Origin of the sequence: Mycobacterium sp. E1747, assembly GCF_001667775.1 — a bacterium.
Classification (GTDB): domain Bacteria; phylum Actinomycetota; class Actinomycetes; order Mycobacteriales; family Mycobacteriaceae; genus Mycobacterium.
In genome coordinates, this window is the sequence record NZ_LZJI01000251.1 from 1 (window position 1) to 21,566 (window position 21,566).

20 protein-coding genes and 4 pseudogenes are annotated in these 21,566 nt (G+C 65.1%); 8 read left to right on the top strand and 16 right to left on the bottom strand.

The genetic code is table 11. The annotated features are described in order from the left end of the window. Positions 1-166: 166 nt before the first annotated feature. From A5695_RS26820 to A5695_RS26875, 11 genes and pseudogenes are all read right to left on the bottom strand, one after another. Positions 167-1,312: pseudogene (locus tag A5695_RS26820) on the bottom strand (MMPL family transporter); the annotation flags it as partial. After that, on the bottom strand, positions 1,309-1,707 hold the full coding sequence (locus A5695_RS26825) for an MmpS family transport accessory protein (RefSeq protein ID WP_068089822.1): 399 nt from the start codon (positions 1,705-1,707) through the stop codon (positions 1,309-1,311). The gene A5695_RS26825 and the pseudogene A5695_RS26820, both read right to left, overlap by 4 nt. 214 nt (positions 1,708-1,921) lie before the next feature. Next, positions 1,922-2,356, bottom strand: coding sequence for a hypothetical protein (locus tag A5695_RS26830; RefSeq protein ID WP_068089824.1), 435 nt, complete (start codon positions 2,354-2,356; stop codon positions 1,922-1,924). A 249-nt stretch (positions 2,357-2,605) separates the two neighbouring features. Continuing rightward, entirely contained in the window at positions 2,606-3,091 is a 486-nt protein-coding gene (locus A5695_RS26835) for a MarR family transcriptional regulator (protein ID WP_068089826.1), read from the bottom strand. A gap of 245 nt (positions 3,092-3,336) precedes the next feature. Next, positions 3,337-4,794 (bottom strand): hypothetical protein, encoded by a 1,458-nt coding sequence (locus tag A5695_RS26840; RefSeq protein WP_068089828.1) that lies wholly within the window; start codon positions 4,792-4,794, stop codon positions 3,337-3,339. A 491-nt stretch (positions 4,795-5,285) separates the two neighbouring features. After that, positions 5,286-5,936 (bottom strand): TetR/AcrR family transcriptional regulator, encoded by a 651-nt coding sequence (locus A5695_RS26850; protein WP_068089834.1) that lies wholly within the window; start codon positions 5,934-5,936, stop codon positions 5,286-5,288. Positions 5,937-5,964: 28 nt separating this feature from the next. Then, positions 5,965-8,823 carry an RND family transporter gene (locus A5695_RS26855; RefSeq protein ID WP_068089837.1) on the bottom strand — a complete coding sequence of 953 codons (2,859 nt, stop codon included), beginning with the start codon at positions 8,821-8,823 and terminating at the stop codon, positions 5,965-5,967. Beyond that, positions 8,820-9,257 (bottom strand): MmpS family transport accessory protein, encoded by a 438-nt coding sequence (locus tag A5695_RS26860; protein WP_156749873.1) that lies wholly within the window; start codon positions 9,255-9,257, stop codon positions 8,820-8,822. The genes A5695_RS26855 and A5695_RS26860 overlap by 4 nt, the downstream gene beginning before the upstream one ends. Before the next feature lie 349 nt (positions 9,258-9,606). After that, entirely contained in the window at positions 9,607-10,212 is a 606-nt protein-coding gene (locus A5695_RS26865) for a hypothetical protein (protein ID WP_068089838.1), read from the bottom strand. 43 nt (positions 10,213-10,255) lie between these two features. Next, positions 10,256-12,691, bottom strand: coding sequence for a glycogen/starch/alpha-glucan phosphorylase (locus tag A5695_RS26870; protein ID WP_068089853.1), 2,436 nt, complete (start codon positions 12,689-12,691; stop codon positions 10,256-10,258). A 251-nt stretch (positions 12,692-12,942) separates the two neighbouring features. Further along, complete coding sequence (locus A5695_RS26875) at positions 12,943-13,266, bottom strand: multidrug efflux SMR transporter (RefSeq protein ID WP_082946328.1); 324 nt, start codon at positions 13,264-13,266, stop codon at positions 12,943-12,945. A 67-nt stretch (positions 13,267-13,333) separates the two neighbouring features. Here A5695_RS26875 and A5695_RS29965 point away from each other — a divergent pair, with 67 nt between their 5' ends. From A5695_RS29965 to A5695_RS28140, 4 genes and pseudogenes are all read left to right on the top strand, one after another. After that, the gene (locus tag A5695_RS29965; RefSeq protein ID WP_231974991.1) at positions 13,334-13,483 is read left to right on the top strand and encodes a hypothetical protein; all 150 of its coding nucleotides are present in this window, start codon (positions 13,334-13,336) and stop codon (positions 13,481-13,483) included. Positions 13,484-13,902: 419 nt separating this feature from the next. Then, positions 13,903-14,367 (top strand): DoxX family protein, encoded by a 465-nt coding sequence (locus A5695_RS26880; protein WP_068089855.1) that lies wholly within the window; start codon positions 13,903-13,905, stop codon positions 14,365-14,367. A 32-nt stretch (positions 14,368-14,399) separates the two neighbouring features. Continuing rightward, positions 14,400-14,519, top strand: a pseudogene (locus tag A5695_RS28850) (oxidoreductase); the annotation flags it as partial. A gap of 7 nt (positions 14,520-14,526) precedes the next feature. Beyond that, positions 14,527-14,858 (top strand): annotated as a pseudogene (locus tag A5695_RS28140) (phosphotransferase family protein); the annotation flags it as partial. Positions 14,859-14,870: 12 nt separating this feature from the next. On the opposite strand, the gene A5695_RS26885 reads toward A5695_RS28140, so the two are convergent. After that, positions 14,871-15,056 carry a hypothetical protein gene (locus A5695_RS26885; RefSeq protein ID WP_231974992.1) on the bottom strand — a complete coding sequence of 62 codons (186 nt, stop codon included), beginning with the start codon at positions 15,054-15,056 and terminating at the stop codon, positions 14,871-14,873. A 246-nt stretch (positions 15,057-15,302) separates the two neighbouring features. On the opposite strand from A5695_RS26885, the gene A5695_RS26890 reads away from it, so the two are divergent. The 3 genes from A5695_RS26890 to A5695_RS26900 all read left to right on the top strand — a co-directional run bounded on the left by A5695_RS26890 (position 15,303) and on the right by A5695_RS26900 (position 17,916). Then, positions 15,303-15,992 (top strand): MspA family porin, encoded by a 690-nt coding sequence (locus A5695_RS26890; RefSeq protein ID WP_197515634.1) that lies wholly within the window; start codon positions 15,303-15,305, stop codon positions 15,990-15,992. Positions 15,993-16,124: 132 nt separating this feature from the next. Then, positions 16,125-16,787, top strand: a complete 663-nt coding sequence (locus A5695_RS26895; RefSeq protein WP_231974993.1) for a sensor domain-containing protein — start codon at positions 16,125-16,127, stop codon at positions 16,785-16,787. A 172-nt stretch (positions 16,788-16,959) separates the two neighbouring features. After that, entirely contained in the window at positions 16,960-17,916 is a 957-nt protein-coding gene (locus A5695_RS26900; RefSeq protein ID WP_068089845.1) for an LLM class F420-dependent oxidoreductase, read from the top strand. Here A5695_RS26900 and A5695_RS30090 read toward each other — a convergent pair. The 4 genes and pseudogenes from A5695_RS30090 to A5695_RS26915 form a co-directional block, all read right to left on the bottom strand. Further along, positions 17,901-18,026, bottom strand: a complete 126-nt coding sequence (locus tag A5695_RS30090; RefSeq protein WP_255398701.1) for a hypothetical protein — start codon at positions 18,024-18,026, stop codon at positions 17,901-17,903. The genes A5695_RS26900 and A5695_RS30090 overlap by 16 nt on opposite strands. A gap of 106 nt (positions 18,027-18,132) precedes the next feature. Further along, positions 18,133-18,798: a nitroreductase family protein gene (locus A5695_RS26905; protein ID WP_068089847.1), complete on the bottom strand. Its 666-nt coding sequence runs from the start codon at positions 18,796-18,798 to the stop codon at positions 18,133-18,135. Positions 18,799-18,805: 7 nt separating this feature from the next. After that, entirely contained in the window at positions 18,806-20,335 is a 1,530-nt protein-coding gene (locus A5695_RS26910) for an Hsp70 family protein (protein WP_068089849.1), read from the bottom strand. 9 nt (positions 20,336-20,344) lie between these two features. Continuing rightward, positions 20,345-21,385 (bottom strand): annotated as a pseudogene (locus A5695_RS26915) (carbon starvation CstA 5TM domain-containing protein); the annotation flags it as partial. A 43-nt stretch (positions 21,386-21,428) separates the two neighbouring features. Between A5695_RS26915 and A5695_RS28145 the strand changes: the two are divergent. Further along, positions 21,429-21,566 (top strand): carbon starvation CstA family protein (locus A5695_RS28145; RefSeq protein WP_369830243.1); only part of this gene is annotated, 138 nt, incomplete at its 3' end.

Sequence of the window (21,566 nt, forward strand, 5' to 3'; positions counted from 1 at the left end):
GGCATGTTCGACCCGCGAACCATTACCCACGGACGCCTCTACCGGCGGATCGGCGCGAGCGTGGTGCGCTGGCCGGTGCCCATCCTGGTGGCCAGTTCAGCCGTCGTGATGATCGGGGCGATCTTCGTTCCCACCTACCGGCAGAACTACGACGACAGGCAGTACCAACCGGCCAGCGCACCACGCTCGCGCCGATCCGCCGGTAGAGGCGTCCGTGGGTAATGGTTCGCGGGTCGAACATGCCGAACAGGCTGCCGACGGTCAGCGCCGCCGGGCCCAGCGTCATGGCCGCCGCGATGGTGAACAGCATGGTGATGGCGACGGCCGGTCCCATGGTGTGGAAGTAATTCAGGCGCGCGAACGTCAAGCAATAACACGCGCCGGCGATCGTCAGCCCGGAGCCGATGATGATGGGCGCGACACCCTTGTACGCGATGTAGAAGCTGTCCTCCCGGCTTTCGCCCGCCTGCCGCGCCTCGTGATATCGGCCCATCAGGAAGATGCCGTAATCCGTTCCGGCTCCGAGGGTTAGCGCGATGACGATGTTCACCGCGAACGACGACAGCTCGATGTATCCGTAATGGCCGAGCGTCGAGACGATGCCCTTGGCGACGAGCATCTCGATGAGCACACCGAGCAACGGCACCAAAAGGGTTGACGGCGTGCGGTAGACCAGCAGCAGCATCACGACGATGAGGATGATGGTCACGATCGTGACGTTGTTCAGGCTGGCATTGGCGATGGTGAGTGTGTCGGAGGCCAGCGGAGCCGCGCCGCTGACGTAGACCTTGAGCCCGGGCGGTGGGGTGTCTTTTTTGATGATGTCGCGGACGGCGTCCACGGACTGGTTGGCCTGGATCTGCCCGATGTCGCCGGCGAGACGAAGGAGCACATAGGTGCATTTGCCATCCACGCTTTGCGCCCCCGCCGCGGTGAATGGCTTGCCCCACAGGTCCATCACGTACTGCACGTGCTTGGTGTCGTGCTGAAGGCGGCGCATCAGGTCGTCGTAGTACCGGTGGTCGGCGTCTCCCAGCGGCCGGTTCGCCTCGAACACCACCATGGTCAAGTTGGTCGAGTTCGATTCGTGGAACTTCTCGCCGATGTGCAGCAGTGCGCGCTGTGAGGGCGCGTAATGCGGGACCATGGGGCCCGCGAGCTCTTCCGCGACCCGTTCCACCTGGGGCATAAAGGTGTTCGTGGTGACCGCGAGCAGACCCCAGAAGAAGATGATCGGGATGGCGAAAGTCCGGACCATTCGGGGGATGAACGGGCGTTTGGGCCGCGGTTCGTCGAGGCGATGCTCGGTCATGCCGACTTCACCCTGCACTCGACGTCGGCGTCCGGATGATCGTCCGACTGCTCGTCACGGACCACGCCGTCGACCAGCATCCGGCAACTCACCTGACCACTGCGAACATGAACCGAGATGCTTCCGGACGCCACCGAGAGCGTCGTGGTCTCCGTGTGAGACCACGGCAGGGCGGTGAAATCAACCTGGTGCGGATGACCGTCGATGTCGATGTAGACGAGCTTGCCCCCTTTGCCGGCGTTGCCGAACACCTCGTAGGTGATCCGTTTGAGGTTGAACTGCTCGGGTGCCTGTGGACCGTTGACGGTGATGACCGGCTCTGGTTCGGAGAACTGATGCACCTTGTGCATGCACAGCAGCCCCACGCCGACCGCGACGACGGTGACCAACGGCATCCAGCCTCGCTGCAAGACAGTCCTGCCAACTGAACGACGGCTCACTGGATCACCTTTCGCGCACGCACCGCGTTCTCGCGTTCCCCCGACCGTTGACCGCGGGACGGCCACATATCAACCTGGTTGACATACGGTGATAAAGAGATTACTACCTGCGGCGCCGAACGTGAACTCGGGCGGCCGCGACCGACGCCTGTCAACAGGCGTGCGGCTCTCATGACGCGACGGATGCCGTGCGCAGACGCCTTTTCAGCCGGGCGCTGCTGATCAGGCGAAGCGCGAGGTTCGATGAGGTGAGCATGGGTATCACCCCGAGGAATGTCCGCTCGGACGGAGTCGCCCCATGCAGGTGGTAGAGGCTGCCGAACACGTAGAAACAACCGAGCATGAACAGGGCACCGGGGATGCACAGCGCTCTCACCGAGGCGCGGTCGGACACCACCTGCGTCGCATAGCCCAACTCTTCCGGCGACATCGGCTCACGCTTGCGCAACTTGCGGACGACTTCTTTCGCGCTGCCGATCTTCTCGGCGATCGGTGGGGGTTGCCGCCGCTCCAGGCGCCTCACGTAGACGGCCGCGACGGTGGCCAGGGTGACGGCCAGTGCGAGGGAAACGATCGTGAGGAGACCAAATAAGCCCAGAGTCACTGCTCCGCTCCTTCGTGTGGCCGGGTATGTGAGCCGATGCCATCATGGGCCGCTGCGGCCGCCGCGTCGATCCTGGCGGCGAAGGCCGCCGGCGGAACGTCGCTTCCCTCCCCCCTTTCATATCACGCGGATGATGCAGCACGTCAAGCGGAACGGGAGCCCCGCGCCATCGCAAGCTAGTTTTATCGAGAAGGCCCGGGGCGCCCACTATTTACATAGTTGACGTTATGCAGAAGAGCGTCTGCGTGCTCACTTCGCCGCATCGGTGGAATGCGGTGTCTCCGAGGCTGCGATGTCGAGGAGTTGACGCAGGATCGGCATCGCGACCTGAGCGGCCAGCCACAACGTCAGCGCATCCTCGTCGGATAACCCGGTCAGCAGCGTGCCCAGACGCTCCCTGCGGCGGTCCGTGCGCAGGTTCCACAGCTCCCGGCCCGCGTCGCTGATGGCGACCAGGGCTGCCCGGCCATCCTCGGGATCGCTCAGCCGCTCGAGCAGGCCCTGGCGTTCCATCCGCTGGACCAGCTGGGTCATCGCCGGTTGGCTGGTGTCCTCGGCCGCGGCGAGCGCCGTCAACCGCATGGGGCCCTCCCGGTTGACCCTGTTGAGCACCAGTGTGGCGCTTGCGCTGAGATCCTTACGGTTAGACAGCAAATACCGCCAGGTCAAGTCGGTGCCCGTGTCGATCATCTCGCTGACGGCCTTGGCCATGTCGGCAACCGGTTGTCTTGCCATAATCGCCCGAATGTATCACCCATGGGATGCAGACCGGCTCCAAGCGAACTCGCATCAGCAGCAAACCGCGTGAATTGTGAGGGAGCCAAGGCCAATTCCGCCGGTCGACCGTTCCTGTGCGAGTGCCATGCATCACACGCGAAATGCTTCGCGCGCGGCGGGCGAGATCACCGCTTCCGGGCGCTGACGACGTCGCGGATGATCAGCCCCACCACGACGGCCAGTCCGACGGGCACCAGAACCGGTCAGAACCCGAAGTCGCCGCCGCCGGAGTCCGAGCTGCCGCCACCGAAATCGGAGCTGCCGCCCGAGTCCCAACCGCCGCCCGAGTCCCAACCGCCGCCGAAATCCACGTCTCCGCCACCGGAATACGAGTTGTCGTTGCCCCCGAACCCGGTGTCGCTGCCGGAACCGTAACCGCCACCGAACCCGAAGTCGCCCTGCTGGCTGTCGTAATTTTGGCCGCTGTCATAGTTGGCGTCGGCATACGCCGAGTCCCGGCCGGCCTCGAAGCCGCGGTCGTAGCCGCCGCCCCAATGGTCGTCCAGCAGCGCATCCATCAGCAGCACATCGGTCAGTGCCCAACCCCAGCCCGGGCCCCAGAACGCGTACGGGTAATAACCCGGGTAGAAAAACATCCCGTTGTAATAACCGCCGCCGTAGTAGTGCGGATAACCGGGCTGTGGGGTGGCGCTGTAGTTGTTGTTGTTGATCGTCACGTAGTCGCCGGTATCGGGATTGCGCGTCCGCACCGAGGCCTGCTTCCGGTCGCCCGCCGGCACCGAGGAGGCGTCGGCGACGTTGGGCGCGGCCCGGCCCGGGTAGAGCTTTTGGTTGGCTTTGGCCACTGTCGACTCCACCACCCGTAGGTGCGCCCGCGCCGCGACATAGTCACCTTTTTCGTAGGCCTGTCGGGCGTCGTAGAGGCTCGCGTTGGCCTTCGTCTGCTCGGCGCTGACGTCCGTGTCGCTGTTGGTGAGTACCGCGGTGTCGAGGTCGCCGACATCCGAGGTGACGGTGATCAACTCTTGCTTGATCTGTTCTTTCGCGTCAGTGTCCTTGCGCCGCTTGCGCTTCCGATTCACCGAGAACCAGATCAGGACCACCGCCGCCACGCCGATGGCCATGACCGCCAGCAGTGTCCACGGTGCGGAGCCGGGGTTGTGGTTCTTCTGTACCGCGGGGGAGGTCACCGCCGGTGCGCCGGAGGACACGTCCACTTTCGACAACTGGCCGACGAATTCACTGCTCGCGCCGTACGGGTCGTTTCGGTGGTCCCTGGCGGACCGGCTCATGACCGGATCGACGCTGTCCGCGATCGCCTTGGGCACGTTGTAGGCGCGCACGTGATAGCCCCGGGAGTCGATGACCAGAATGATCCCGCTGAACCCCGGGTCGCGGCCGAGGATGACGTTGTGGATGGCATCAGGCGTGGTAACGCCGGTCTGGTTGGGTGCCACCGCCGCCACCCAGATCGGCGGTCGCGAACTCCACGCCCACCGGGTGCTAAGGATTTGGTCGTTCAGCCGGTCCGGGTTCTGCAATGGCGGATTCGCCCCCGGGTCGGCCAACACGTGTGTCTGCGCGTTGAACTTGTTGACCAGCTGGTCTGTGTAGGTGTCGGCCGAGGCCGACGGCGCGAGCAGCAGCGCGAGCGCCACGGTCAACGGGGCCAGCACCAGCCCTCGGAATCGTAGGGTCACTTTCCTCCTGCCAGGGGTCGATGACTCGATCCTTGCGGTGGTCGCAGAAAACGTCCACTGTCGACCGGTGGTTGACCGTCGTACCCCTTGACGGCGTCAGCGCCCGGCGCAGCGCGTTTCGGGTCGACCCGCTGTGCTCACCGAGAGCGGATCGTTCAGCCGAAGCGCGATTCACTTTACTTCGATTCCGCCGAAGAGATCATCGACGCGGCTACGACAAGCGAGCTCGAAATTTCTCGAATGCTCAACGCCGTTGCGGCCGAGCATGAGTCGCCCATCGATCGCTTTTGGGCAGTGACGCAAAGCTACCTTGCCCATTTCGCCTGTCGGCCGGCCTTGACGCTGCTGTGGTTCGACGATTCGATCGCGGCGGTGCAGGCCAGGCCGACCACCCGCTGTCGAGATCCAGGCCCGCTTGCAGGGCTCCCGCCAGCGATCTCCGTGTGCAACTGGCCGCGGTCAGCGGGCCGGAATGGCGCGAACGCGGCTCGTCATGACCTGACACGCCCGGCGTTCGAGTGAGTGGTCGAACAGGTCTGCGTGGACACTGCGGGGAGAAGCAGCGTGTCGATGATTTGTCGTATGAACTCCGCGTCGACGCTTTGTCCGTTGAGCGCCCGTAGCAGGCTCATTGCGGTGAGTACGCCTGAGACCAGGGACCAATCGCGGTTGGGGTCGATTTCACCGCGGGCTGCGGCGCGGGCCAGGATAGTGGCGATGATCGGTGTGCCCTTCAGCAGTATCAGATCGCCGAGAGCCGCGGCGAGCTGAGGGTCACGGTTGGCCTCCAAAGCGACCCGGAGCACTAGGTCGTTGGTGATCAACTCCTTGTCATTGCGTGCCGCGCGCTCGATGAGGGCTTCGATGTCGCCGGCCAAGTTGCCGGTGTCCGCGACGTCATCGGTGCGCAGATCGGGCCGCCAGTAGACGAGAACGTCGGTGATCAACACCGCTTTGGATGACCAGCGCCGGTAGATCGTGGCCTTGCCGACGCCGGCTCGTGCGGCGATGTCGTCCATATTCGTGGCGTCGTAGCCGTGCTCGGTCAGCGCGGCAAGTGCGGCGTTGAGGATCGCGGGATCGCGGGATCGGTCCAGCCGGCCAACTGTGCGTTGGCGGAGCTTCGATTCCGTCTCTCTCATCTGCCGATTCCGCCCCGAGCGCCGAGAGCTACACGTTGCTCATTTGTGGAATGGGCGCGGTGTCGCTCTCCCGCTTCGCGACTTCCTTCATCCGGAAGGTGTTCAACGGCCACCAGAACCAGCGACCCAGCACGGCGGCAATCGCCGGCGTCATGAAGGCTCGCACGATGAACGTGTCGACCAGCAGGCCCATCCCGATCGCGGTGCCGAACTGCCCGATCACGCGCAGGTCGCTCACGATCATCGACGCCATGGTCGCTGCGAAGATCAGGCCGGCCGCGGTGACCACCCGGCCCGAGGCGCCCATGCCCCGGATGATGCCGGTGTTGAGGCCGGCCGGAATCTCTTCCTTCAACCGGGAGACCAGCAGCAGGTTGTAGTCGGATCCCACCGCCAGCAAGATGATGACCGTCAGCGGCAGCACGATCCATTGCAGGCCCAGCCCGAGGATGTCCTGCCAGAGCAGCACCGACAAACCGCACGCAGTGCCCAGCGACGCCAGCACCGTACCGACGATCACCAGGGCGGCCACCAAGCTCCGGGTGATCAGCAGCATGATCGAGAAGATCAGGATCAGGGTCGCGATACCGGCGATCGCCAGGTCGATGATGACCCCGTCCTGCATGTCGCTGTACATCGAGGCGGTGCCGGCCAGCGACACCTTCGCGGACTCCATCGGGGTGCCCTTGATGGCGTCGGCGACCGCCTGCTTGATTCCCTGGACGTGCTCGATCCCCTCCACCGAGGCGGGGTCGCCCTGGTGGGTGATGATGAACCGGACGGCCTGGCCGTCAGGCGATACGAACATTTTCAGTCCGCGCTTGAAATCGGGATTCTGGAATACTTCCGGCGGCAGATAGAAACTGTCGTCGTTCTTGGCCTCGTCGAAATAGTTCCCCATCATCGTGGAGCCTTCGGCGCCCTCTTGCATGTGGCGCTGAATGCCCGCCATGGAACTGTGGGTGGACAGCATGAAGTCGCGCATCGACTTCATCGAGTCGATGGTCTTCGGGAAATCGGCGAGCAGCTGCGGCATCAACCGATCCATGTGGTCGAAATCGGTTGTGATCCCTTGGAATTGGTCGGAAAGCTCGTCGATGCCGTCCAGCGCGTCAAACAAGGATCGCATGCTCCAGCACAGAGGGATATCGAAACAGTGTCTCTCCCAATAGAAGTAGCTGCGAATCGGTCGGAAGAAATCGTCGAAATCGGCGATGTGATCACGCAGCTCGTTGGTGGTGTTTACCAGGTCGTGTGTCTTGGCGTCGAGGCTGTGGGTCGTCGCCGTGAGGTCCTTCATGAGGCTGTACATGTGCTCCATGACGGCGATCGTTCGGCCTAGCTCGTCCGCCTGTTCGAGCATCGACGCCATGGAGTCGTTCATGAATTTCGCCGTCTGCAGGGTGCTGGAACTGTTCATGGCGATCACGAACGGCAGCGAACTGTGCTCGATCGGCGCCCCGAGGGGGCGGGTGATCGTCTGCACCCGCCCGATACCGCGCTGATGGAACACGCTCTTGGCGATCCGATCGATGATCAGCATGTCCGCCGGGTTGCGCACATCATGGCCGGCGTCGACCATCAGCAATTCCGGATTCATGCGCGCCGTCGTGAAATGCCGCTCGGCCGCCGTTTGAGCGACGTTTGCCGCGATGCTCGGCGGGGTGTATTTCCTGTCGTTGTAACTCGGGACGTAGGTCATCAGGCTGACGAAACCGATCACCGCGATAAAAGAAGTCACGACGATAATCGGCTTCGGCCACCTGGTCACCAGGGTGCCGATTTTGCGCCAGCCCCGCTCCGAAACCTCACGCGTCGGATCGAAGAATCCGAACCTCGACGCGACCGCAAGCAGCGCCGGTGCAAGTGTCAGGCCCGCCAGCATCGTGGTGACCAAGGCGATCGCGCAGGGGAACCCCATGGTCTGGAAGTAGGGGAGCCGGGTCGCGGTCAGGCACAGGCAGGCGCCCACAATCGTCAGACCCGAACCCAGGATGACGTGCAACACCCCGTGGTAGGCGGTGTAGTACGCCTGTTCTCGATCTTCGCCACGGGACCGTGCCTCGTGGTAGCGGCCCAGCAGGAAAATAAAATAGTCGGTCCCCGTGGCGATGGTCAGCATGGTGACCATGCTGACGGCGTACGGGGTAAGACCGATGATGTTCAGATTGCCGGCGGTGGCCACCACGCCCTCCGCGGCGTAGAGCTCGAAGCGGACCAGCACCAGCGCAAGCAACGCATTCTTGAACGAGCGGTAGATTCCGAGCAGCATCACGAAGATGACACCGATGGTGACCGTCGTCATCAGATCCATGCTGTTGTGCGCGGCGACGAGTGTGTCGGTGTTCAGCACGGTGTTGCCGGCCACATAGGCCTTGACCCCCGGCGGTGCGGGGACGCTCTTGACGATCTTGCGGACCTCGGCGACCGACTCGTGGCTGGGCGTGGTGCCTTGAGCGCCGTCGAGGAAGACCTGCACATAGGCGGCCTTGCCGTCCGGGCTTTGTGAGCCGGCCGCGGTCAACGGGTCACTCCAGAAATCCTGGACGTTCTGCACGTGCTTGTTGGCCTTGAGTTTGGCGACGATCTTGTTGTAGAACACGTGCGCGCTGTCGCCGAGCTTGTCGTCACCTTCCAGCACGACCATCGCCGTGGAGTCCGTATCGAACTCCTCGAACTTATGGCCGATGTTCATCATGTCCTTGAACGCCGGCGCCTGAATTGGCGTCATGGGCACGGAGTGGTTCTTCGCCACGTCGCGAAGCGCCGGGGTGAACAGCGTGGTGCCGAGCGCGACGAGGAGCCAGAACAGAATGATCGGCACCGACAGCACGCGGATCAGGCGGGCGATGCGGTCGCGTGGTGGCTGTGCAGTTTCGTTGCTCATACGGATTTCACCAAGCAGTAGATGAAGGGTTGGTAGTCGTCCACATTGCGGTCGTCGCGGACTTGGCCGTCGACGATGACCCGACATCGGATGTGCCGCACGCCGGTATCACCTTGGGCAACGATGTTGGCCGACATCGACGGCAGGGTCGTCACGATGGTGTACGACCACGGCAGCGGGGCGTTTTCGACGAGGTGGGGTTGCCCGTTCTCGTCGAGGTAGTTGACGCTGACGCTGCCGCCCGACGGCGCCGTGATCTCGTAGCTGATGTGCTTTGGGTTGAAGGGTTTCGTATTGTCGGCGTTCGCGTCGCCGCTCGACGCGTGAGCGTTGGCGCCGAAGCTGTCCCGGATGCGCAGCACGACATACGAGCCGAGCCCGACAACAACGACGAGAAGTAGCGGTATCCATACTTTTTGGAAGAGTCGAAACACCACCGCTATCTGCTCCCTTACCCCGGCCACCGCCGAGCGCCGCGCGTCATCAATGACTTTGTCGGCACCCGCCTCGACGTGCCGGACCGCCCCCTCGACGGAACTTGAGTTCCACGAAAAGGTACGGTCGGGACCCTACCAAGGACCGGCGCGTTACGCTGAACGGGCTCGCCTGATTCAGTCCGCAGCACCCCCGGTCTCGACATCGGTATGGCCGCGATCGAATGCTGCATCACTGCGCCGACGATTTCGCCACTTATGACAGCACGCCGAGGCATGGCGTTCCCGCGCCCGGCCAGATGGCTGACGGCCAGCTGCCGGATCTGCCCGGCCATCAATAGGTCTGGCGCTACTCGATATACCCGCGGGGGAGTACCGAGAAGTCCACACACGCCGCGGCTAATACGTCACCCACATGCGGGCCGACCGGCGCGGCGAGGGTGAGCATCGCGCCCGCCGACGGTGCCTTCAGGGTCGCGACGTTGTGGTCGGTCAGCAATTGAATTGCCTCGGACTCGATGTCGCTCCAACCGGTGTGGACGGTCATCAAGGTGAGCACACCCAGTTCCTCGCCAGACGGCGACAGCAGGCGATGATGCCACGCGCCATCGGCCTTGTGCCCGGTGTGTGGCCGCACCACCGCCAGTACGGTGCCGCCGCCGTCTTCCAGGCGTGCCGCGCCATCGGCGGGGACGATGTTTCCCACGGGTGTGGTCTGGTTGGTGATGGTGGTCGCCGCGGCGACCGCGATCTTGAGCTCGTCGCCGTTGGCCGCCGACAGGGTGTACTCGCTCTTGCCGCCGTTCTTGAAGCCCAAGAGCACCGCCGCTCCGCCCTTTTGCTGGGCGCGCGCCAATTCGGTGCCGCCGGGCGTGGTGAGCGCGACCCGCAGGGCGTTGGACGTTGACCGCGACACCCGCGCGAGGACGACCGTTGCATCGCCGAGAATCGACATGGCGAGATCCTAGGCTCGCTCGCCGCGATCAGCAGCCGGTTCGTCAGATCTTGACGGTCAACGGCCACACGTTCCAGATGTCGTCGCAGTATTCGGCGATTGCCCGATCCGACGAGAATTTGCCGCTGCGAGCGGTATTCAGGATGGACATCTTGGTCCACGACTCCCGGTCCTGCCACGCGGCGCTGACCCGCTCCTGACAGCTGACGTATGACGCGTAGTCGGCGCACACCAGGAAGGGGTCGTCATAGCGCAGGTTGTCCACCAGCGGCTGGAACACCTCGGTGTCGCCGCCCGAGAACGTGCCGTCGGCAATCAGACCCAGCACGGCGCGCAGCTCGGCGTCGGCGTCGATGTACTCGGCCGGGCGATATCCGCCCGCCTTGAGGGCCTCGACCTCCTGCTCCGTCAGGCCGAACAGGAAGAAGTTCTCCGAACCCACCTCGTCGCGCATCTCCACGTTCGCGCCGTCGAGCGTGCCGACCGTCAGCGCACCGTTGATCATGAACTTCATGTTCCCGGTGCCCGACGCTTCCTTGCCGGCGGTGGAGATCTGCTCGGACAGGTCGGCGGCGGGGTAGATCATGTGGGCGTTCTGCACGTTGAAGTTGGGCACGAACGCCACCTTCAGGAATCGGTTGACGTCCGGGTCGGCATTGACGGTCTGGCCAACTGCGTTGATCAGCTTGATGATTCGCTTCGCCATGAAGTACCCGGGCGCTGCCTTGCCACCGAAGATGAAGGCGCGCTGCGGAATCGACAGGCCGGGGTCCTGCTTGAGCCGGTGGTACAGCGCCACGACGTGCAGCACATTGAGGTGCTGACGCTTGTACTCGTGGATGCGCTTGACCTGGACGTCGAACATCCAGTCCGGGTTGAGTTCGACGCCGGCCACCGAACGGATGTACTTGGCGAGGCGCGCCTTGTTGTTGCGTTTGATGTCGCGCCATTCCCGGCGGAACGCGGCGTCCTCGACCAACGGCTCCAGGCCGCGCAGGCGTCCCAGATCGGTGAGCCAGCCGTCACCGACGGTGCGGTCCAGCAGTTCGCGGAGCCCGGGATTGGCCAGCGCAAGGAAGCGGCGCGGCGTCACGCCGTTGGTCTTGTTGCTGAACCGTTCCGGCCACATCTCGTAGAAGTCCTTGAGCACACTGCTTTTCAGCAGCTCCGAATGCAGTGCGGCGACGCCGTTGATGGCGTGGCTGCCCACGGTGGCCAGGTGCGCCATCCGGACGTTCTTGCCGCCGTTCTCGCCGATGAGCGACATCCGGCTGACCCGCTCCTCGTCGCCGGGGAACCGGGCGCGCACCTCGTCGAGAAACCGGCGGTTGATCTCGTAGATGATCTCGAGATGGCGCGGTAGCGCCTCCGCGAACAGCTCCAGCGGCCATGTCTCGAGTGCCTCGGGCAGCAGGGTGTGGTTGGTATACCCGAACGTAGCGACCGTGATCTCCCATGCCTCGTCCCAGTCCAGCTGTCGCTCGTCGACCAGCAGCCGCATGAGCTCGGCGACGCCGATCGAGGGATGGGTGTCGTTGAGCTGCAAGGCAAACCGCTGGGGGAGCTCCTTGACGGAGACATCGGCGAGGTCGTCCATGATGTGCAGCACATGTTGCAGGGAGCAGGACACGAAGAAGTACTGCTGCAGCAGGCGCAGCTGTTTGCCCGCCTCCGGTTCGTCGTTCGGGTACAGCACCTTGGTGACCGTTTCCGACATCACCTCGTCCTCGACCGCGCCGTAGTAGTCACCGGTGTTGAACGCTTCCAGCGCGAAAGACTTGACGGCCCGCGCGCTCCACAACGTCAGCACGTTGCAGGTGTTCACGCCATAACCCTGGATGGGGGTGTCGTAGGCGACGCCCTTGAGCACCCGCCCCGGCACCCACCGGACGCGGTCATGGCCGGTGTCGTCCGTATAGTGAGCGGCGTAGCCGCCCCACTTGACCAGGTAGTTGACGTCGGGTTTGGCGATCTCCCAAGGATTTCCGTGGTCGAGCCAGTTGTCGGTCTGCTCGACCTGCCAGCCGTCGTGGATCTCCTGGTCGAAAATGCCGAACTCGTAACGGATTCCGTAACCGATCGCGGGACGCTCCAGGGTGGCCAGCGAATCCAGGTAGCACGCGGCCAGCCGGCCGAGGCCGCCGTTGCCCAGTCCCGGTTCCTCTTCGCACGCCAGGACGGTGTCCAGGTTCTGGCCCATCGCCGCCAGCGCCTCGCGGGCCGCCCGCTCCATGCCGAGGTTCAGCAGGTTGTTGCCCAGCTGCGGCCCCATCAGGAATTCCGCCGACAGGTAGCAGGTCACCTTGCGGCCGAGGTCGAGCGAGGTCTGCGTCGATACCACCCGGCGGTCCTGCATGCGGTCGCGCACGGCCAAGGCGAGCGCGCGGTAGTAGTGCTCGGGCCGGCGAGCCGCGGCCGGGCGGCCGATGGAGTAGCGCAGGTGGTCGTTGATGGCCCGCTGCAGCGCGGCCGCGCTCATCCCCGTCCGCGAGTGCTCAACCAGATCGGCCCGCGTGGGGCCGGCGGGCGAGATTCCGTCGGGGGGTGTCTGCTCGACATCGGTCATGGTGGTCCTGCTCCCTAGAGGTTGCCGCAATATCAACCGAGCCGCCCGGGGGGACGGCAGAGCGTCAGTCTGGCAGCGATGGTTGCACATCAGGCGCGCGGTTGAAGGCCGTTATGTAAACACCAGCTCACGGGCCGGCGTCGAAAGGGCGTTGGCGCTTAGCCTCAATGGGCGCCCGACAGATTCAATGTGACGACGCCGGCGATGATCAACGCGACGCCGGCGACCTTCGCGACGGACACCGGCGAGCCGAGAAACACCACGGCGATCAGCACGATCAGGACGGTGCCGATCGCCGACCACAACGCGTAGGCGACGTCCGTCTGCATTCCGCGCGCGATCGACAGCGCCAGGAGCGCGAACGAGACGGCGTAACCGGTCAGGCAGATGAGGGTCGGCCACAGCCGAGTGAAACCCTCCGTGCTCTTGAGCAGGCTGGTCGCCATCACCTCCGCGACGATGGCGCAGAGGAGAAACACATAGGTCAAGACGCCTCCTTGCGTACGGTCGTACATGTATGTGTGTACAGGACAGGTCGTGGAAGGATTGCGCCGTATGACGTTTGCCGGCGCAGCCGTTGACGTTAGCGTCGGCCACGTGATCGCGGAACAGGCGTCGCTTGCGGCCACCTACTATCCCGCGCGGGGGGAGCGGCTCGGGCTGCTGGTCTGCCTGCCGCGCGGCATCTGCAGCCGCGACTACTGAGAGCTGCGCAATCCCGGCCGGCGCGGTTACAGCTTCGCCGATTTCGCCGCGGGCAACGGCTATGCCGTGGTGGCCATCGATCCTTTGGGCGCGGTGAAAGCGTGTAACCGGCAAGGGATTTCGACATCGGTGACATCGCGACGGACTGCGTCGTCGCGATGTCGATCGCGCCTCGCGTGTTCGGACCGCCAAGATTCCCGCCGTTGTCGCCGAGCGCACCGCACAGACCGGCGTCCCGGTGTTGATCGGGTACGGCGCCGTGGACGTGTCGCAGGAGCCGCGCGCCGAGGCCGGTCTCTATCGTTGCTGCCCGGACATCACCACACCCTGGTTGGCAGCGCGCACTGCCACAACATGGCGTCGAGCCGGCATCGGCTGTGGCGGCGCCTGCCCGACTGGACCGCGGCCGTAACCTATGGATCGTGACAACGGCTCTGAGCCGCTATGCCCCTGCAGTGCTGAGTGTGTTTCGGGTGGTCTACGGCCTGCTCTTCGCCGCCTACGGCTCCAGGAGCCTGTTCGATTGGCCGGTGTCGTCGCCGGTTCGCGTCGGGTTCGGCTCCTGGCCCGGCTGGTACGCCGGGCTGATCGAAGTCGTCGCGGGTGTGTTGATCGCCATCGGACTGTTCACCCGCGCCGTCGCCTTCGTGGCCTCGGGGCAGATGGCGGTCGCCTATTTCTGGATTCACCAACCGCAAGCGCTCTGGCCGGTCGCTGATCCGCCGGCAGGCAACGGCGGCGGCTTGTCGATCCTGTTCTGCTTCGCGTTCTTCCTGCTCGTCTTCACGGGTGGCGGGAATTACTCGTTGGACGCACTGCGGGAGAGGCACTTCCCCTCGAACGGTGACAATGCGGAGAAGCCGCTTCCTAGGAGTCGAGGTTGAGCGCGACCTGCCGCCGGGCCCGCGCTCAACCCGCCACTCCCAGCAATCCCGTTGCCACGCCCGGCGCAGGCCCCCTCGGCCTGGCCAAGACTGGCACTAAAGACATCGAACTGATCACCGAGGCGGCCTTCCGGCTGTGTACCGGTGACCCCCTGGTTCCGCATCAACGCGGTCATCGACTGGGAGATCTGGTCGGTGGGCGATCTGCGGATCGACGCGGCTGGGCCCTGATCAACTGAGACCCGGACACGTACCGGCGGATTCCGGGCTCGGCGGGCGTTCGCCGCCCGTCGCCGAGATCTACCAGGAGGAGCTGGGCCTCGAGGTCATCGACTTGGCCTGGTTCAACGTGCTCGCTTGCTTCAAATCGGCGGCCACGGGGTCGCTGATCGTGAAGCACAATCGGTGACGTGTTTCCCCGAGCGGAACTCGAAGCGATGGCGGCGACGCTGCCAAGGTTGCTGCACCGGGCGCGGTCGATCTTGGACTGACGGCGTAGGTGGTCAGGCGCAGTTTGCGTGAAGATTGTTGCACCACATTCCGACGTCGCCCCAGTCGCCTATTAGGCCACTCTCGTCGACGGGGTTCGTCAGGAAGGCCGGGAACTCGATCGGCCATTCGTCGATCGCGTCCGAGATATCGGGCTGCTGACCGGGATCCGGGGACGCGAGCGCTACCCCGACCGCCATCCCGGCGCCGCCCGTCAAAGCTGCCAGGGCCGACAAAGCCGCGATAAGTAGAGCAGCGCACCTACGCCTCGTCATCGCGGCCCTCCGGTCGTTTGCCTGAACTGCTGGCTAACTGAGCCTAATCCTACATTTGGCGTCCTTATCGCATAAGAGTCACGAACGGACAACAACTTTGATCGGCCGCGCGGCAAATTTCGCCACTCGAAACGGTGAGTCCGTACGTTCTCATGCGTGAGGCCGGTAACCGTGGTCGTTCGTCGCGCCCTGGTCGTCGCTGTTTGCCTCCTCAGCTCGCTGGGCGGGGCGCCTTCCACTGCCGCCGATCCCGAGGTCGAGCCCGCCGGTGCGGCTGCTGCGCCGGCGGCCGATGGAGCGGTGCCCTCGAATCCCCCGGTCATCCTCAACACTCCCGACGGCTGGACGCTGGGGCTGGGCGCGAAGGACGAGGCGCAGGTTCCGGTGGCGCCGTTGACCACCTCCATCGCGTCGCGCGAATACGTGGCCAGCGGCATCTTTGTCGGCTCGCTGAAAGGATCGGAAGAGCCCCACGGCGTCCTGGAAGTCGGCTATCAGATTGGCTGTGGGATCGATATGAGTACATCCAACGGCGTGATCATGGAGGGCGGTGCCGGCCTCATCCCGGGCGTCAGCCCGACCTTCGATACCACCGGTACGTTGCCACCCCTGTTGCCCTATATTTCCGCCCCAATCAACGGCGCGATGAGCGTCGGAATGAAGCCCGGTCTCGTCATCACGGTGCCGGTGATTAAGAAACAATTCAAGGGAGCGAATCCCTGGGTCATGATCAGCAACTTCCACATCAAGATCGACGGCTGCGTGGGCCAGTCCTTCATCCGCTCCTACGCGGTGCTCACCCGGATGACTGATCTCTCCGACGTGGTGCTGTCGTACGTCGGCGTCACCAAATCCGTCTAAGGCCGATTGTGGCGACCCACGGTGCACCTGCCACGGTCGCGGCGCGGAAAATCAGCCACATAGGCTTGGTGACATTCGACGGTGGGGCGGCGGTGAGATCGACCGATGAGGAATGCGGGGAAGCGGCGTGCGGTGGCGCTTCTGGTACTCGCCGCGCTGACGGCGGGATGCACCACGGTCACCGACGGGCGGGTGGTGGCGGCTCCGACGCTGGGCCATGCGCCGCAACCGCTGCCGCCCGCTGCGCTGTCTGGGTTGTTGCTCGACACCAGGGAGATCGGCGCGATCATGGACACGCACATGGAGGTCGCCGCTTCCGCCGAGACGATGTACACCAACCGTCCCCTCGAGGATGGATGCCTGGTGTGGGCCGAAGCGCAGCAGTACTCCTACGAAGGCAGCGGCTGGACAGCGGTGCGTGTGCAGGAACTCAAGGACCGCCGCGATCGCGCGGATCACATTGCCTACCAGGCGGTAGTGGCGTTCCCTCAGGCGATGGCCGCCCATGACTTCTATGCCGGCCAGGTGACCGGCTGGGCCAACTGCGATAACCGGCGTGTCGATCTGCACGACCCGGGCGACCCGAAAGCCCACTACTGGTCGCTGAGTAAGGCCACCGTCGACGACGGCGTGCTGACGATAACCCGGTCTCAAGAAGAAGGTGCGGACGGCTGGGCGTGCCAGCGAGCGATGACCACGGCCAACAACATCGTCGTCGACGTGAGCGCGTGCGCCGACCACATCGGCGATCGCGGAGTGCAGATCGCCAAACGGGTCGCAAAGAAGATCGGCTGATCTCCCGTCCGTCCGGCAGTGAAAGTGTCTGCGGCAAAACCTTTTTGGTTGGAAGGTGCCGTCGGTGGTAAACGGTCAACGCCCGGTGGATGAGCGAATGGACTGCGGCGCGTGCAGCGGATAAACAGCGAAAGCGGCGCATAACGCGGCGCGCAGCGGGTAGCCCGCCGCCATGACCAAGATCGGATATTTCCTGTCCTGCGAGCAGTACAGCCCCAAGGAACTTATCGACCAGGCCAAGCGCGCTGAGGCGGCCGGGTTCGACGCGCTGTGGATTTCGGATCACTTTCATCCCTGGAACGACGAGCAGGGCCAGAGCCCCTTCGTGTGGGGCGTGATCGGGGCGCTCTCCGAGGTGACATCGCTGCCGGTCAGCACCGCCGTGACGTGCCCGACCATCCGGACCCATCCGGCGATCATCGCCCAGGCGTCCGCGACCGCCGCCGTGCAGCTCGATGGCCGTTTCGTGCTGGGAGTGGGCAGCGGTGAGGCGCTGAATGAACACATCTTGGGCGATCGCTGGCCGTCGGTGGCTGTGCGCCAGGAAATGCTGGAGGAGGCGGTCGACATCATCCGACTGCTGCACCGCGGCGACGAGGTGAGCCACCATGGCAAGTACTACGAGGTGCAGGAGGCCCGCATCTACACCCGGCCGGACCAACCGGTGCCCATCTACGTGTCCGGTTTCGGCCCGCAGGGCGCCGAGCTGGCCGGACGCATAGGCGACGGCTACGTCCTGGTGATGCCGGAGGCCGACCTCGTCAAAAAGTTCCGCGGGTCCGGTGGTGGCAGCAAACCCGTGCAGGGCGGCACGAAGGTCAGCTGGGACCACGACGCCGAGGCGGCGCTGAAGGCGGCGCACCGGTTATGGGGTAACGACGCGCTGCCCGGGCAGTCGGCGCAAACCCTGCCGCGGCCGAAAGATTTCGCCGCCCTGATGTCACTCGTGACGCCGGATCAGGTCGCCGAGGCCGTCACGTGCGGCCCGGACCCCGACACGCATGTCGCGAAGGTCCGCAAGTACATCGATGCCGACGTCGACGAGGTGTACGTGCAACAGATCGGCCCCGACATGGACGGGTTCTTCGCCGCCTACGAGCGTGACGTGCTGCCTCAGCTGCGTGGCTGAGCGTCGCCCTCGGCGGCGTCGTAGAAGCCGAGGCGAAGCAATGCGGTGATCTCGCTGACCAACGGCATCCGTGGATTCGTGCGGTTGCTGAGGTCCTCGAACGCGGTCATCGCCTGAAGAATGAGCAGATGCTACGTCGCACGCCGCGGCGCAAAGTAGGGCTGAAAGACCCTGAGCTGGCCCGCCCGGAGCCAGGCGGCCGTGTGAATCCTTGCCTCAGCCTTCGAATGCCGGACCGTCGAAGCGGTCACGGGTGATGAAGTCCGCGATCGGGCGACGGCGCAGTTTGGTGAGCTGTCGCACCGGTTTGCCCAGGGGCACAACCGCGGCGACCGCGTGCAGGTCGGGAATGCCCAGCAGATGGCGAACCTGGTCCTCGGCCGCGATGGCCATGGTCGTGATGGTGCCGCCGTATCCCTCGGCGCGGGCGGCCAGCAGGATGTTCCAGATCAACGGATACACCGACGCACCGCTGGCCAGACCGACGCGGTCCAGGTTTTGATCGACCGACGCGACGACGGTCAGGTCGACCGAAACCACAAGGACCACAGGCGCGTTGGCGATCGGCGCGACGAAGGTGTCGGGAACGTCGGTCCGGTCGATGACGTCGCGCGGCACGCTGCTGGGATGGATTGAATTCCAAGGGTTTTCACCGGCCTGTTGCTGGGCGAAGTAGCGGCGGGCCGCGCCCTTGCCCAGCTCGGCGAGCTGGCGCCGGGCCTCCGGGTCGCGCACCACGGTGATGTGGGCGCCCTGCCGGTTGCCACCACTCGGGGCGAACCGGGCGTTGTCGAAAACGCGTGCCAGCACCTCGTCGGGCACCGGGTCGTCGGTGAATTCACGCGCCGCGAACGTCGTTCGCATGACGTCATAGAGATCCATGGGCGGGTCACGCGCTCGCGGGGGCGCGGCGCTCCAGGCGGAAGGTGCGCTTGAATCCCGCCGGCTGCGTGGTCAGGGTGACTTCCACCGCGCCGCTGGGGGCGATGACATAGCGCTCCTCGACGTCGGGCCCGTCCCGCCACCGGCCGACCGGCTGACGCCCCAAATCATCGCGGTCATGCAGCGCCGGGTCGAAGGGGAAGAGCACCGGATCGTAGGGCGTCACGTCACCGTCGGGCCGGCCGTTGACCAGGCGGCTGCATTCCACGAACCGGAAGTGACCGATGTTGTGCGCGGCGCGATACGACCGCTTCACCACCAGCGGGGTGTGCCCGTCGGCGGGCAGGGAGACGTCCTTGCACACGATCGGGTCGAAGACGACGCCGGCGCCGGCCTCGGCCTCGCGGAAGACCCCGAAGTTTCGCGAGAAGCGTTCGGACAGCCCGAAATCGGACTCCTTGTCGAGGAAGACCGCCAGACCGATCGCGGTGGCCGCGAAGGGATGCGGGGAGCGTTTGACCCGCTTGTCGCCGAAGGTGGTGCGCAGCATCCGGGAAACCAGCGGGAAGCTGCCGGCGCCGCCCACGACATAGATGCCGGCGACCTCCGACCACGTCACGTCCTTGCCGCCGTCGGCCGGGTTGTGCAGCACGCGGTCGAGCAATTTCATCGTCTTGTCGACGAGCGGCGCGCACACGGCATAGATGTCGTCAACGGGGCAGGAGAACGGCGGCCGGTCCGCCCCACCCACTCCGGTGAGGTCGACCAGGAAGCGGCGCGTCTGTGGTCCCACGGCCTCCTTGCGGGCGGCGCACTCCTCGCGCAGCAGGTCGCGGGCCGCTGCGTCCACGCCCGACAGCTGCGACCGTTCCAGGACCAGTTCGACGATCGCGTCGTCGAAGTCGTCGCCGCCGAGGCGCTGAATGCCCTCACTGATGACGACCTCGTTCGCGTGCCCGGTCATCTTGAGCAGCGAGGCGTCGAACGTGCCCCCGCCGAGGTCGTAAATCAGGACGTACTCCCGCTTGGCGGTGATCGTGGAGCGGTAGCGGTGCGCGTACTCCAGGCTGGCGGCCGACGGCTCGTTGAGCAGCGCGACGACGTGGAATCCCGCCGCCACGAAGGCGTCGAGCGTCAAGAGGCGTTGGGCGCTCGAGGCGTTGGCCGGCACACTGATCGCGGCTTCGATGGTTTCCCCCACGGTGAGGCCGGCGTTGGAGCAACGCAGGAGGTCGCTCTTCAGCTGGGCCAGAAAACCGGCGAGCAGATCCGCCAGGCGATGACTGCGGCCGGCCAGGGTGACCTCGGTCTGCGGTCCGGCCTCGTTGAGCAGGCGTTTGAACGATCGCAGCACCGACCAGCGCGGGTCGCGCCGGACCGCGGCGGCCTCCGCGCCGAACCGCAGGTCCCCGGCGGCGTTGCCCGCGACGATCGACGGCCACGCGTCGAGGCCGTCAAACGAGATGACGGGATAGTTTCCTCGGTCGACGGCCGCGACGACGGTGTGGGTGGTGCCAAAGTCGATGCCGACTCTCATCGCGCAATTTTAGGACCGCGCTGGGGAGTTCGACACGACCTTTTTGTCCGGCGCGTCCCATCGCCTTTGCAACTCCCGCTCGGCGGCGGTGGCGATCAGGCCCGACGGCGCGAACCGCCTCGACGGGACCGGGGCCTCCTCGGTCAGCGGCCGGCCCGGACCGCGAATCGCGCCCAGCGCCACGATGACGCCGATGATCACCACGATGACAACGACCAGCGCGAACAATATGGACAGGGTGCCCTGGATGAAGGTGTTCCTGATGACGTCGTCGAGCTGATGTGGGTTCTTGGCCGAACCGAACGACGTCTTGCCCGCGTTGCGGGCCGCGAGGTATTGCAGGTGTTGCGTCCAGTAGCCGACGTTGGGATCCCCCGAGAAGATCTTCTGCCACGACGCGGTCAGCGTGACGGCCAGGTCCCATAGCAGGGGCAGTCCCGGGATCCAGGCCCACCGCAGCAGCCCCTTCTTGATGACGACGACCGTGATGACAGTCAGCGCGATCGCCGCCAGCAGCTGGTTGGCGATGCCGAACAGCGGGAACAGCGTATTGATCCCGCCGAGCGGATCGGTCACGCCCATCAGCAGGATGCTGCCCCAGGCGGCGGCGACCGCCAGGCTGCACAACCAGACACCGGGACGCCAACTCGGGTTGCGCAGCTTGGCCAGCGGCCGGCCCAGATTTCCCAGCGCGTCGGACAGCATGAAACGCGCGACGCGGGTGCCGGCGTCCACGGCGGTCAGGATGAAGAGCGCCTCGAACATGATCGCGAAGTGATACCAGAACGCCTTGAGGCCCGCCCCGCCGAAGACACGGTTGAGCACCTCCGACATTCCGACCGCAAGCGTCGGGGCTCCGCCGGTGCGCGACACGATGGACTTTTCACCCACGCCTGCCGCGGCCTGGGTGAGTTGGTCGGCGGTCGTTGGGATCCCCGACAAACCGAGCCCGTTGACGTAATGCGCCGCGGTGGCCGCCGTGCCGCCGGTCTGAGCGGCCGGGGCGTTGAGCGCGAAATACAGGTGCTGGTCCAGGATCGACGCGCTGATCTCCTCCGGGACGACGCCCAAGCTGCTGGAGAAGGAAAGCCAGATGCGCTTCATCGGCTACGGCGGCATGCTCACCGAGTCGTTCGTCGCGGTGATGGCGTTGGTCAGCGCGTCGATCCTGGACCAGCACCTGTATTTCGCGCTCAACGCCCCGGCCGCTCAGACCGGCGGCACGGCGGCC

Excerpts from the sequence above, each read along its gene's own strand:
- A5695_RS26910 (WP_068089849.1), bottom strand. The coding sequence starts at position 20,335 with ATGAGAGTCGGCATCGACTTTGGCACCACCCACACCGTCGTCGCGGCC.
- A5695_RS26825 (WP_068089822.1), bottom strand. The coding sequence starts at position 1,707 with ATGCCGTTGGTCACCGTCGTCGCGGTCGGCGTGGGGCTGCTGTGCATG.
- A5695_RS26865 (WP_068089838.1), bottom strand. The coding sequence starts at position 10,212 with ATGTCGATTCTCGGCGATGCAACGGTCGTCCTCGCGCGGGTGTCGCGG.
- A5695_RS26850 (WP_068089834.1), bottom strand. The coding sequence starts at position 5,936 with ATGAGAGAGACGGAATCGAAGCTCCGCCAACGCACAGTTGGCCGGCTG.
- A5695_RS26905 (WP_068089847.1), bottom strand. The coding sequence starts at position 18,798 with ATGGATCTCTATGACGTCATGCGAACGACGTTCGCGGCGCGTGAATTC.
- A5695_RS26870 (WP_068089853.1), bottom strand. The coding sequence starts at position 12,691 with ATGAGCGCGGCCGCGCTGCAGCGGGCCATCAACGACCACCTGCGCTAC.
- A5695_RS26885 (WP_231974992.1), bottom strand. The coding sequence starts at position 15,056 with ATGGCGGTCGGGGTAGCGCTCGCGTCCCCGGATCCCGGTCAGCAGCCC.
- A5695_RS30090 (WP_255398701.1), bottom strand. The coding sequence starts at position 18,026 with ATGACCGCGTTCGAGGACCTCAGCAACCGCACGAATCCACGGATGCCG.
- A5695_RS29965 (WP_231974991.1), top strand. The coding sequence starts at position 13,334 with ATGACGTTTGCCGGCGCAGCCGTTGACGTTAGCGTCGGCCACGTGATC.
- A5695_RS26900 (WP_068089845.1), top strand. The coding sequence starts at position 16,960 with ATGACCAAGATCGGATATTTCCTGTCCTGCGAGCAGTACAGCCCCAAG.
- A5695_RS26855 (WP_068089837.1), bottom strand. The coding sequence starts at position 8,823 with ATGAGCAACGAAACTGCACAGCCACCACGCGACCGCATCGCCCGCCTG.
- A5695_RS26835 (WP_068089826.1), bottom strand. The coding sequence starts at position 3,091 with ATGGCAAGACAACCGGTTGCCGACATGGCCAAGGCCGTCAGCGAGATG.